The organism is Humibacillus xanthopallidus (genome assembly GCF_006717145.1).
GTDB classification, from domain to species: domain Bacteria; phylum Actinomycetota; class Actinomycetes; order Actinomycetales; family Dermatophilaceae; genus Humibacillus; species Humibacillus xanthopallidus.
On sequence record NZ_VFQF01000001.1, the window covers coordinates 2,011,928 to 2,023,790 of the forward strand.

Sequence of the window (11,863 nt, forward strand, 5' to 3'; positions counted from 1 at the left end):
GAGTGTTCTTTCGCCCCACCCGTCACCCGGTGGCCGCCCGTGAGCATGGGTGGCGCACACAGGGGCGCGAGGCGTCGCTCCCCGTGAGACGGGGATCACAGAGCGCGGACGAGGCCGGGGCGCATGACCTCGGGTCACGTGGGTGGGCGACATGTCCGGCGCGGCTCCTGTGGGGTCACCCCACGTCAGGCTGGACACGCGACGCGGATAGAGTCCGGAGCATGGACAAAGTCGTCTCCTCCTCCCAGGGGGCCATCGCCGGCATCACCGACGGCATGTCGCTGTCGGTCGGCGGGTTCGGCCTCTGCGGCATCCCCTCCGTGCTCATCACCGCGATCCACGACGCGGGCCTCACCGACCTCGAAGCCGTCTCGAACAACTGCGGCGTCGACGACTGGGGCCTCGGGATCCTGCTGCGTGACAAACGGATCCGCCGCATGGTCTCCTCCTACGTCGGCGAGAACAAGGAGTTCGAACGGCAGTACCTCCACGGCGAGCTCGAGGTCGAGCTCACCCCCCAGGGCACCCTCGCCGAGCGCCTGCGCGCCGGCGGCTCCGGCATCGCCGCCTTCTTCACCATGACCGGCGTCGGCACCCAGATCGCCGAGGGCGGGCTCCCTTGGCGGTATGCCGCCGACGGCACCATCGCGATCGCCTCCCCACCCAAGCAGACCCAGGACTTCGACTGGATGGGCGAGACCAGGACCTTCGTCCTCGAGCAGGCCATCACGACCGACTTCGGCCTCGTCCGTGCCGCGAAGGGCGACCGCCACGGCAACCTCGTCTTCCACGAGTCCGCCCGCAACTTCAACCCGCTCTGCGCCATGGCCGCCCGCACCACCATCGCCGAGGTCGAACAGCTCGTCGAACCCGGCGAGCTCGACCCCGACCAGATCCACCTGCCCGGCATCTTCGTCCAACGCGTCCTGCCCCTCACCGCCGAGCAGGCCGTCGAGAAGCGCATCGAACGCCGCACCGTGCGCCCACGCACGACGACCGAGCAGGAGGCCTGAGATGGCACTGACCCGCGAGCAGATGGCCGCCCGCGCCGCCGCTGAGCTCTCCGACGGCGCCTACGTCAACCTCGGCATCGGCCTGCCCACCCTCGTCCCGAACTACGTCCCGGACCACGTCGAGATCGTCCTGCAGTCCGAGAACGGCATCCTCGGCGTCGGCGCCTACCCCCTCGACGGCGACGAGGACCCCGACCTCATCAACGCCGGCAAGGAGACCGTCACCCTGCGCAAAGGCGCCTCCTTCTTCGACTCCGCCACCTCCTTCGGCATGATCCGCGGCGGCAAGGTCGACGCCGCCATCCTCGGAGCCATGCAGGTCAGCCAGGGCGGCGACATCGCCAACTGGATGATCCCCGGCAAGATGGTCAAAGGCATGGGCGGCGCCATGGACCTCGTCCACGGCGCCAAGAAGGTCATCGTCCTCATGGAACACAACGCCAAGGACGGCTCCTACAAGATCGTCAAGGAGTGCTCGCTGCCCTACACCGGTCGCGGTGTCGTCCAGCGGATCATCACCGACCTCGCCGTCCTCGACATCACCCCCACCGGCCTCGTCCTACGCGAGCTCGCCCCCGACGTCACCGAAGAAGAAGTCCGCGACCGCACCGAACCCGACCTCGTCGTCGACCTCCAGCCGGCGCCGAGGCACGGCTGACGCAGGACCACCATCCGGCGCCGTCCAACGCCGCGACCCGCACCACCCGCAGAGCCATCCGCCCGCTGCCCCACCGGACCATCCACCGCGCGGGGTGGCGGGCGGAACCGTCAGCTGCCGCCGCCGGCCGTCAGCTCCTCGCGCAGGAGCGGCTCCGTGCGCCGCTCGGGGTGGATGCCCCGCTTGTCGCGGTAGAACTCGCGGACCTTGTCCATGTCGGCGACGACGTCGGCCGTCGCCATCATCGTCGGGCCGAAGCCCGCCGTGCGGCTCGGGCCGTCGATGAAGGCCAGCACGATCGGCAGCTTGGCCGACCGGCCGATGCGCCAGAAGCCCGACTTCCAGTACTCGCCCTTCTTCCGCGTGCCCTCGGCGGCGAGGATGAGCAGGAAGGGCTCGCCGCTGCGGGCCTCGCGCATCAGCTCCCGCACGACGCTGCCGGGGTTGGCGCGGTCGACGGGGAGCCCGCCGAGCCGGGTCAGCAGCCAGCCGAGCGGACCGCGGAAGAGCTCCTTCTTGATGAGCACGCGGGGCGTCACCCCGCCTCTCCACATGATGAGCAGCATCATGACGAAGTCCCAGTTGGACGTGTGGGGGGCGCCGACGAGCACGCCGGTGCGAGGCACCTCCCCGACCGCGGTCCAGCCGCTGAGCCGAAGCACGAGCTTGGCGAGTCGACTCCTCATGACGTTCCTTCCGGGGACTGGCGCACCACGTGCGCCCCACCCCTCCAACCTAGGGGACGGCGACATTCGAGCGGGCGGGGCCGCGCTGCAGCCGGGAGGTGGCCAACCACTCATTCGTCGCTCGGTTAGAATTCGGACGTGTTGGGCACTGCCCGGTCATCGAGCGTTCCACCCTGCACCACCGACGGATCTCTTGACAGCCCGTGTCCAGCAGTCAATGACCATGCCCGGTGGATGTGTCCGCCCCAGAGCGAAATGCGTATTTGATGGCGAGCCAGACCTCGGTGACGACCTCGGACAGCCCTGACACGGTGGATCCCCCGTCGGCGACCAGGACCGACGGGCTGGCAGGGCGCCCTTGGAGTCGGAGCGACTTCGTCGTCGCCGGAGCAGTCGTCCTCGTCACGATGGTCGTTGCGACGGTGTTCCGGACCGAGATCGTGTCCAGCGACCCGTGGCACTACGGCATGGCGGCGATCGAGTTCCCCCAGGACACGTGGGTGCCGCTCGGGTACACCCGCTACGGCATGATCATTCCGCTGGGGCCCGTGGTGCTGGCGTTCGGCCATGCCGCGGTCACGTTCTATGCTCCGGCGATCCTGGCTTCTGGCGTGCTCGCCGGGAGTGTCTATCTCCTGGGCCGGAGATGGTGGGGACACATCGCCGCCATCACCGCCGTGGTCCTGCTCATCAGCAACTGGATCGTCTTCATCAACCTGTCACGGTTCTATCCGGACGTCCCGTCGATCTCCCTCGTCATGGCTGCGCTGGTGTTTGCCGTCGCTGCCCGTGGTCGCCAGCTCACCGGGGGCCGCGGGAGCGACCTTCTACCCGTGGCGGCAGGCTTCCTGCTGGGGTGGAGCTTCGAGGCCCGTGAGACGGCCCTGTTCGCGTGGCCCGCGGTCATCATCGTCCTGTGGGTTCAGGGCCGGGTGTGGCGCAACGCCGTGCTCACGGCAGTCCCCATCCTCTTCTGGGCTGCGGTCGACGTCACAGTGAGTGCCGTCGCCTACGGCGACCCGCTGCTCAAGCTCCACACGTTCACGCGGCAGGACCTCAGCACGACGACCAACCCCGGTGACCTCGCCGTGGTGGACCAGTTCGTGGGCCTGCCTCGGCTCGACTACCTGACGCTGATCCCACGGCTGACGATCGAGCGCGAAGTCCCGGGGGGCGTGTGGTTCCTCGCACTCGGAGCGCTCGCGGTCCTGGCCCTGTTCGTTCGCAACACCGCCGTGCGGCTGGCCGCAGGCAGTTTCATCGCCTCCTACGTGCTCTTCGTCGGCGTGAGCGGCTTCTTCGTCCCCAGCCACCCGGCCGGACGTCTTGATGTCCAGCGCTACTGGATCCAGTTCGTGCCCTGGATCGCCCTTGCCGTTGCCGGCGCCCTGCACGTGCTCGTCAGGGGCGCCATGAGCCACGCCCAACCTCCCCGACCCCAGCTGGTCCATGCCTTCGCGTCGGTCCTGCTCGTGGCGGCACCGCTCCTCGCCCTCGTACCAGCGGTGTCGTCGTCGTCACTCGTCGCGCCCAACGGCGGAACGCCCATGGCCGGCATCTCGGCCGAGCTGGCGAGGCGCGCGCCGTCGAAGGATGTCTCCGTCTTCACCGACTGGCAGTCCGCTCGGATCCTGCCCGTCTACCAGCGACCGGCATTCGGTGGACCCCAGCAGTGGAACGCGACCGTCAGGTCCATCACCGGACCACGACAACCCCAGCCCGGCGACTTCGCCCTGCTGGTGGCCACCGAGAACAGCCCGTGCGCCTTCTGCACCGACGCCCTCCAGCCGTGGCGGGAGCGCCACCCCACCGTTCCGGACACGTGGGAACGCGTCTATGCCTCACCCGATGACGGCTACGTCCTCTACGAGGTGCGCTGAGCGAACCGGGACGACAGGCCACGCCCGACCACCCATGCCAGCCCGGCGGACACGGTGACGCTGACCGTGGCGATGGCGATGCTCACAGCGGTCGAAGCCTGGGTCGGAAGCACCCACGCGATGGAGAAGGTCAGTGCCCCGACCACCCAGACGACGGCACTCGCCCGATGTTCGCCGAGTGCCACCGCCGAAGGTTGGAGGACCAGCGTCAGCAGGTAGCAGGCGTATGCCGCCGTCAGCAGCACCATGTCGACCCGCGGTAGGTCGTACTGCGGACCCGCGAGCAGACCCAGCAGCCACGGGCCTGCCACGGCGACCGCGATGACGCCGAGCAGGCCCAGCCCGACGGTCGGCGCCAGGACGCGAAGCACCGTCGCGCGGAAGTCAGCAGGGTCGTTGCGGACGACGGCCCGCGCGAGCCGTGGCATGAGAACCGCTTGGACGGCTGCGAAGGCAAAGATGGGGAGCCTGGCAATGAAGGCTGCAGCCAGGTAGCTGCCGTCGTGGGTGGGGTCAGGCACCTCCTGGACGTACCTGATGGCCACCGGCCCGAGGTTGACGAGCGTCAGCGAGATCAGCGAGGCGACGACCAACGGAGCCATCGACAGGGCGACGTCGCGCACCAGCGACCGTGACGTCCGGACCAGTCGCTCATCACGTCGCCACGTGACGGCGACCGCCACCGTCAACGCCACCGGGACGACAGCGGCGTACCCCCAGGGATTGACGAGCCCAATGGCGACACACAGGCCCACCAGCAGCAGCCGGACCGCTCCTTCGGCCACGAGCTGCGCGCTGTACCGACCGAACGCACTCTGGCCGGAGAGCGCGCCGCGAGAGACGTAGGCGATGCCCAGAGCCACGAAGGAGCACGTGGTCACCAGCCAGAGGACACCGGTGGCACCCCCCGAGGCATGGATCACGAACGGCAGGACAAGCACCCCGAGAACCGCGGAGAAGGCCATGGCCACGGTGGCGCCCGCAGTGAGGATCCGGCCCACTCTGCCGTCGGTGTGAACGGCGGTGGCGGTGCGGCGGCTCACCTCCTGCTCGAACGGCAGCATGGCCCCGAGCCCGATGCCGTAGGCCAGCCCCCAGAAGAGGTTGAAGTCGGCAAACCGCTCCGGCCCGAGGGCGCGCAGCACGATTGCTGTGAACACATAGGTCGACAGGCCGAAGAAGCCCAGACCCAGCGCGACCGTCACGGTCCCGCTGCGCAGAGCGTTGACGACTGCTAGGCGACGAGCCGATCCCGTGGGAGGGGGCGCGGGGACCTCACTGACCACGGGCGACCAGCGACCTCCGGGCTCGACGCCAGTAGGCGTCCAGGCCCCCGTTGACCACGCCCATACCCGGAGGAAGCGACATCATCGGTGGCTCGACACGTGACACGAGCAGTCGCGCGATATCCGCATCCGAGGCGGTCACCTGCGCCTGCACGCGTGCCCGCCGGTCGCGGAGCACTCCGGCATGCCGTGCGATCCACCACCACGAACGCAGCTTCTGCGCCGACCAGCCCTGGAGCAGGGCTTGGACCAGGAGCAGCGCCTCCATGCCCACCATCGCTGGCAGCACCACCCGCAGGAGCCGGTCCGGGTAGTCCGTGAGCACGGTGACGAGGCGGTTCCGCTCCACCAGATACATCTTGAGAGGCGAGCGTCCGAACTCGTAGTGGTGCTCCGCGACGGCGTCCGGCACATAGAGCACCCGCCAACCCCGAAGCCAGGCCCGGAGCGACAGATCCGTGTCCTCGTTGTACGCGAAGTACATCTCGTCGAACCCGCCCAAGGCGTCCCACATGTCGCGGCTCATCGCGAGAAGACCACCCGTCGCCACGGTGACGTCCTGCTCGGTCTCGTGCGCAGTCGCCACCTCTCCGCACGAGCCCGCCCACGAGATGCCGCTGAAGTGCAAGGGGTTGCCGACTGAGTTGACGAGGTCGGGCTGGTCGGCCAGCAGGAGGCGGCCGCAGGCGATCGCCACCCCCGGCTCGAGGGTGCCGCGTGTCAGGGCGTCGAGGGTGCCGCGCCGGATGACGGCGTCGGAGTTGACGAAGACGAAGACGTCCCCCTCAGCCGCCTCGGCACCCCGGTGGCAGCCACCTGCGAATCCGGTGTTCCTCCCGTCGCCGACGACGCGGACCCGCGACGGCCAGGCGTCCTGCCGAGCGCTCCGCGACTCGATGCCGTTGTCGACCAGGATGATCTCGTCGTCGTCGATGCAGTCGGCGTCGATGGCGCTCAGAACGCTCTCGAGGTGGGACTCTGCGCCGAAACCGAGGACGATGACACTACGTCTGCGCGTGTTCACGGGCTTCCATTATCGTCGGGTACAGTGATGCGTCGGAACGGCGCCAGCAGCCATCGGCCAGCCGACACAGCGCCCGCCAACGCCACAGATCTTCGGAGATCATCGTGGCAAAGCCTAGCTCTCGCTCTAGCGGGCTCGGACACCCGACGCGAAGGATCACAGCTTCATGGAGTCAGGCCCCACACGCCGCAATGACGACGTTTGGGTGATCGTACCCTGCTACAACGAGGGACCCGTCGTACGCGGGGTGCTCGAGAAGGTGCGAGAGCACTTCCCCCACGTGGTTGCCGTCGATGACGGCTCGCGCGACAACTCCGCCAGCGAGATCGTCGCCGCGGGCGCGCGGCTCGTACAGCACCCGGTCAACATGGGGGCCGGCGCGGCGTATCAGACGGGCATCGAGTTTGCCTTGCGGGATCCGGACGCCCAGATCTTCGTCACGTTCGACGCAGACGGCCAGCACCGCGTCGAGGACGTCGTGTCCATGGTGGAGCACCTGCGCAAGTCCGACGTCGACGTCTTGATCGGCTCACGGTTTCTCGGGACGGTAGACGGCATGTCGAGGTCGAGACGGGCGCTCCTCCGGGCGGCAGTCGTCTTCGAACGTCTCACGACGGGCATCTCACTGACTGACGCTCACCAGGGCCTCCGGGTCTTCCGTCGGTCTTTCGCCGGAGTCCTGGATCTCAAGTCGCATGACATGAGCTGGGCGAGCGAGTTCCTCACTCGCATGTCAGAGCACCAGACGACCTACGAGGAGTATCCCGTTCACGTGCTCTACACCGACTATTCCCGAGCCAAGGGCCAGAGGTCCATCAACTCGGTCAACATTGGCGTCGATGTGCTCATCAACAAGATGCTGCGAGGTCGCTGATGCAATACATCAAGATTCCGCTGGTCGTGGCCGCGGTCCTCATTCTCGTGATCGTCTTCCGCAACAGGCAGCGCGTAGAGCTGCGCGCGGGTTCTCGCGTCCTCGTCCTGGCGTTGGCCGCCATTGCGATCGTGTCGATCATCGACCCGGACATCCCCCAGGCCATTGCCAACCTTCTCGGAGTGACCCGAGGCACGGACCTGCTGCTCTACCTGCTGATCGTCGTCTTCGTTCTGACCACCCTCGGCCTCTACTTCCGGCTACGAGACACGGACCAGCACCTTCGTCGGCTCGTGCGCTCCCTCGCCATCGAGGACGCCATCCACAAGGACGGCCCGCCCAGACCCGAGGCGGGACAGACGCCTGGCTCACGTCAGACCTGAGCCCGCCGGATAGGCGGACCAACGGCACGGACGGCCCCCTACGACGTCACGCCAGGTCCCGGGTCAGGACGGGCGAGTCAGCCTCCCCGCTGCTGCAGATGAACCTGGAGGTCCTGGAGTGTCGCCGACACCCCAGCCGGGAAGGTGGTCAGTGTCCTTCGGTCCAGCTCTGGCCACACCCGGGAGCGCAGACTCAGATCGCGCGACTGCATCGCCGACACGGGCGACGCACCGAGGATGATCGACGGGCGGCGGCGGAAGATCCGTCGGAGCTCGGCGATGACCGCGCCGATGGTGATCGCGCGTTGGGTGGCGAGGATCTTCGTGACGACGTGGGGCGCCTCGTCGGCTGCGGCGCCGAGGACGCCAGGGGCCGCCCGCTCCGAGCGGGCGCGATCGAGGCAGTCGAGCACCATCTGCGCACAGTCGGGGGCGTAGAGGTAGTCGCGCAGCGTGTCGAGAGAGACCCAGATCGATGAGGGACGCCGCTCGAGGTGGGCCGCACAGAGCTGCGAGACGAGCCCCTGCGGCTTGTCGAGGTTCTGACCGGGTCCGTAGAGGTTGGCGATCCGACCGATCACGACGGAGGCGCCCCCCGCGGCCCAGTCGGTCACGGTCTGCTCGGCCCGCAGCTTGGCCCACCCGTAAGGAGCCAACGGCCTGACCGGGGAGAACTCGTCGTAGGGAGAGGCACCCGCGCCGGCATAGATGCCGCCCGCGGAGGACGCGAGGAAGAAGACGCCACGGGATGCCTGTTCCGCAGTCCCACGCAGCCCCTCGAGAGCGGTGACGAGGAATCGGTGCTCGGTCTCGAACGACGCGACCGACGATCCGGTGACACCTGCGCCGGCGCACCAGATGACCTGCCACGGCCCCTCGCCCGCCGCCGCCAGGAGCTGCCGCGCCGTGTCGGCAAGCACCCGGGCGGCCTGCTCCGGGTCGTCCCACGGGACGCGCGGGGCGTCGAGAACCGGAGCCCGCCCCCGAAGGGCCGCCACGACGTGCTGTCCGAGCAGACCCCCGGAACCCACCACCCAGGTGAGCGGGGGCTGCCCCACGGTCATCGAGTGGTGCTTCGGGACCCGGGACGCCGGCCGAGCGGCCCTGTGCCCGGGTCGCTGATGATGAGATACGGCGGCTTGCCCATGGCCATCCCGACGGCCACCCCGATGTACTCGGCGATGATGCCGAGCGAGAAGAGGATGGCACCGGTGCTGAGAAGCACGACGACCATGTTCGACGTCCACCCTTCGGGGGTGTGCTTGCCGAGGCTCACCGAGATGATGAGATAGACCGCGAAGAGGATGCCGGCCAGACCGAAGGCGACACCGAGGCCGCTCACGACACGCAGGCCGCGCGTGCCGCTCGAGAGGACCAGCCGCCAGAAGTGGGAGAGAAGGCGGCGCATGCTGTAGCCCGACGGACGACCACCTTCCTCACGCAGCTCGACGTCGACGTGCGAGATGCGGTCGACGACCCAGCCCAGGGCCACGTCGAGGTAGACGCCGGCACCGGCATACGCCGCGACACTGCGGCCGAGCTCTCCGAGCATGAGTCGGTAGCTCTGGAAGGTCTGCACGGCGCCGCCCGCGAGGAAGCTCGCGAAGACCCACTTCGCGCCCTTGGACGCGAGGTTGCGCAGCGCTCCGTGAGGCGGCTCGTTGGTCGGTTCGGCGTAGACGAGCTGGGCGTTCTCGGCGAGGGCGACGTCGAGGAAGCGGCCGATGTCGGCGGGGTCGTGCTGCCCGTCCTCGTCGAGGGTGACGATCCAGTCGCCGCTGCTCGAGGCCATGCCCGCGAGGGTCGCAGGGTGCTGGCCGTAGTTGCGGCTGAGCCAGATCGGACGCACGAAGTCGTGCTCCTCGGCGAGCGCTGCCATCGTGTCGGCGGAGGAGTCCGGGCCGTTGTCGTGCACGAGCAGCCACTCGGTCAGCTCCCATCGGTGCCCGTCAGGGGTGATCTGTTCGCCCCGGAGGGCGGTCATCTCCTTCGCGAGGTCCGGCAGGGTGCGCTCCCCCTTGTAGACGGGGGTCACCACGGAGATACGGTGCGTGCGTTCGGGCTGCGGGTCGGCCTGCGGGTCGGACACGCTACGAGCGTAGGGGATCACTGACGCCTCGCTCCGTCCGGCTCAGGCCGTGGTCTGCTCGAGGACGGCGTCCGGCGGCGTCATCTTGCGACCGAGCCAGATGTAGGCGAGGCGCCGGACGTAGGCCATGGCCCGCGCGAGGTTGTCGCCGCGCACGAGGTCTGCGCGCGAGAGGAGCCCGGGGTTCTCCGCAGCGAGGCGGTGGTGGAAGCGCACGACCTGGTCGGACTGCTGCCGAGCGAGGTTGACGCTCCACTGCGAGGCGCTGAGGCGGAAGCTCGCGAGCGACTGTGGCAGGGCGAAGAAGTCGCCGAGCATGAGGACGTTGCAGAAGGTCTGCTGGTCGATGACGTAGGGCTCCGAGTCGGCCCAGCCACCCGCCCGCTCGAGGGCATCGCGGCGCATGAGCACGCACGCGGGCTCGCCGAAGATGTTGGAGCCGACGATGACGGCTCGCCGGGCGGCGGTGCGCCCGGGCTGGAGCCCGGTGAGGCCCGCCAGGCCGCGAGCCTCGGTGACCGTGTTGCTGTGTGCGTCGATGAGCGTGCGTCGGCTCGAGCAGAGGACGACCTGCGGGTGCGTCGCCATCGCATCGACCTGCAGCTCAAGGCAGCGCGGGTCGATGAGGTCGTCACCGCAGACGAGCTTGAGGTAGTCGCCGGTCGCCTCGCGGGTGACGCGGGACCAGTTCGCTGGTGCGCCTCCGCCGGCGGGGGTCTGCATGAGCCGCACCCGGGAGTCGTCGGCGTAGCGCTGGATGCGCTCCCACGTGTCATCGGTGCTCGAGTGGTCGGCGACGAGCAGCTCGAAGTCCGTGAACGTCTGGGCCAGGATCGAGTCGAGGGTCGCCTCGATGAAGTCGGCGTTGTTGTAGGCAGGCACGACGACGGAAACGGTCGGGGCCACGGCTCACTTCTCCTGGGGTCGCACGGTGAGGGACTGCGCGCCCGGCGCGGCGGTTGGTGCGTCGTCCTCCACCGTGGGGCGGCGGAAGGAGTACCGGTTGTGACCGACCCAGCTGAGCACCGTCGTCACGAAGGTGATGAGGCATTGCGACAGGAACGGGTGCCAGTGGAAGACGTGGACCATCACCCAGAGCAGCACGAGGTTGATGGCGAAGGCCGAGATGTAGACGGTGCTGAAGCGCGCGAGGTCGCGCAGCACGTTGCCGTGCACCTTGAAGACGATCCTGCGGTAGAGCACGAACGCGCAGAGGATCGAGACGATGTAGGTGAGCACGAGGGCCGGGTAGTGGCCGTAGCCGTTCCACTTGGTGCCGAGCCACCAGTCGAAGAGGAGGAACCACATCGTGCCGATGGCGGTGTTGAGCCCACCGACGAAGAGGAAGGCGACTCGCCGGTCCTTGATGATGCGAAAGAGCAGACCGTCCTCACCGCTGACACCGGGCGGCAGGTTGTCGTCGTGCGGCCTCTGGCCACCCACGACGACGGGGGCGCCGCTGTCGGGGTCGGAGGTCTGAGGCACCCATCGATGGTAGTGGCAGGCGCCTCCTGGGCCCCAATCGCCGCGCGAGGCACCGGCGGGGCGGGGCTCCTCAGGACAGGCCGGCGATGTGCTCGATGAGTCCGGTCGTCGACACGGAGGGCGTGCGCGGCAGGTAGACGACGTCACAGACGTCCTTGACCCAGTCGAACTTGCCGGCCCAGTCGTCACCCATGACGAGGACGTCGGCGTGCTGCTCGACGATGTAGTCGCGCTTCTTCTCGAGCGACTCCTCGAGGAAGACGCCGTCGACGACGCGCAGGCTGCTGATGATCTCGATCCGCTCGTCCTCGTTGAAGACCGGCGACCGGCCCTTCTTGGAGAAGTTGAGGGCGTCGGACGAGACCCCTACGACGAGGCGGTCGCCGAGCTCGGCGGCACGCTGGAGCACCCGGACGTGACCGACGTGGAAGACGTCGAACGTGCCGAAGGTGATGACGGTCCTCGGGGACAACGGGCTCCTCCTT

Annotated in this window: 13 protein-coding genes; 5 read left to right on the forward strand and 8 right to left on the reverse strand. The window is 68.6% G+C overall.

Translation table 11 applies throughout. The features are described 5' to 3' along the window. The first annotated feature begins 221 nt into the window (after positions 1-221). Together FHX52_RS08820 and FHX52_RS08825 are read left to right on the forward strand one after the other, a co-directional pair. Positions 222-1,013 carry a CoA transferase subunit A gene (locus tag FHX52_RS08820; RefSeq protein ID WP_141821548.1) on the forward strand — a complete coding sequence of 264 codons (792 nt, stop codon included), beginning with the start codon at positions 222-224 and terminating at the stop codon, positions 1,011-1,013. Position 1,014: 1 nt separating this feature from the next. After that, positions 1,015-1,671 carry a CoA transferase subunit B gene (locus FHX52_RS08825; RefSeq protein ID WP_141821549.1) on the forward strand — a complete coding sequence of 219 codons (657 nt, stop codon included), beginning with the start codon at positions 1,015-1,017 and terminating at the stop codon, positions 1,669-1,671. A 110-nt stretch (positions 1,672-1,781) separates the two neighbouring features. On the opposite strand, the gene FHX52_RS08830 is transcribed toward FHX52_RS08825, so the two are convergent. After that, complete coding sequence (locus tag FHX52_RS08830; protein WP_185747143.1) at positions 1,782-2,357, reverse strand: 1-acyl-sn-glycerol-3-phosphate acyltransferase; 576 nt, start codon at positions 2,355-2,357, stop codon at positions 1,782-1,784. 266 nt (positions 2,358-2,623) lie between these two features. On the opposite strand from FHX52_RS08830, the gene FHX52_RS08835 reads away from it, so the two are divergent. Then, the gene (locus tag FHX52_RS08835) at positions 2,624-4,237 is read left to right on the forward strand and encodes an ArnT family glycosyltransferase (protein WP_141821550.1); all 1,614 of its coding nucleotides are present in this window, start codon (positions 2,624-2,626) and stop codon (positions 4,235-4,237) included. On the opposite strand, the gene FHX52_RS08840 is transcribed toward FHX52_RS08835, so the two are convergent. Together FHX52_RS08840 and FHX52_RS08845 are read right to left on the reverse strand one after the other, a co-directional pair. Beyond that, the gene (locus tag FHX52_RS08840; protein WP_141821551.1) at positions 4,222-5,442 is read right to left on the reverse strand and encodes a lipopolysaccharide biosynthesis protein; all 1,221 of its coding nucleotides are present in this window, start codon (positions 5,440-5,442) and stop codon (positions 4,222-4,224) included. The two genes, FHX52_RS08835 and FHX52_RS08840, sit on opposite strands and share 16 nt — an antisense overlap. Positions 5,443-5,512: 70 nt before the next feature. Continuing rightward, the gene (locus tag FHX52_RS08845; protein ID WP_141821552.1) at positions 5,513-6,547 is read right to left on the reverse strand and encodes a glycosyltransferase; all 1,035 of its coding nucleotides are present in this window, start codon (positions 6,545-6,547) and stop codon (positions 5,513-5,515) included. A 205-nt stretch (positions 6,548-6,752) separates the two neighbouring features. Between FHX52_RS08845 and FHX52_RS08850 the strand changes: the two genes are divergently transcribed. Together FHX52_RS08850 and FHX52_RS08855 are read left to right on the forward strand one after the other, a co-directional pair. Further along, positions 6,753-7,421: a glycosyltransferase family 2 protein gene (locus FHX52_RS08850; RefSeq protein ID WP_246069706.1), complete on the forward strand. Its 669-nt coding sequence runs from the start codon at positions 6,753-6,755 to the stop codon at positions 7,419-7,421. Next, entirely contained in the window at positions 7,421-7,804 is a 384-nt protein-coding gene (locus tag FHX52_RS08855; RefSeq protein ID WP_141821554.1) for a DUF2304 domain-containing protein, read from the forward strand. The genes FHX52_RS08850 and FHX52_RS08855 overlap by 1 nt, the downstream gene beginning before the upstream one ends. Before the next feature lie 77 nt (positions 7,805-7,881). Here FHX52_RS08855 and FHX52_RS08860 read toward each other — a convergent pair whose 3' ends face one another. The 5 genes from FHX52_RS08860 to FHX52_RS08880 form a co-directional block, all read right to left on the reverse strand. After that, on the reverse strand, positions 7,882-8,868 hold the full coding sequence (locus FHX52_RS08860; RefSeq protein ID WP_141821555.1) for an NAD-dependent epimerase/dehydratase family protein: 987 nt from the start codon (positions 8,866-8,868) through the stop codon (positions 7,882-7,884). Further along, entirely contained in the window at positions 8,865-9,893 is a 1,029-nt protein-coding gene (locus FHX52_RS08865; protein ID WP_221630527.1) for a glycosyltransferase, read from the reverse strand. Before FHX52_RS08865 ends, FHX52_RS08860 begins: the two co-directional genes overlap by 4 nt. A gap of 42 nt (positions 9,894-9,935) precedes the next feature. Next, on the reverse strand, positions 9,936-10,799 hold the full coding sequence (locus tag FHX52_RS08870) for a glycosyltransferase family 2 protein (protein WP_141821556.1): 864 nt from the start codon (positions 10,797-10,799) through the stop codon (positions 9,936-9,938). Positions 10,800-10,802: 3 nt separating this feature from the next. Beyond that, positions 10,803-11,378 (reverse strand): GtrA family protein, encoded by a 576-nt coding sequence (locus tag FHX52_RS08875; protein WP_141821557.1) that lies wholly within the window; start codon positions 11,376-11,378, stop codon positions 10,803-10,805. Positions 11,379-11,448: 70 nt separating this feature from the next. Beyond that, the gene (locus tag FHX52_RS08880; protein ID WP_141821558.1) at positions 11,449-11,850 is read right to left on the reverse strand and encodes an FAD synthase family protein; all 402 of its coding nucleotides are present in this window, start codon (positions 11,848-11,850) and stop codon (positions 11,449-11,451) included. Between the last annotated feature and the right edge of the window lie 13 nt (positions 11,851-11,863).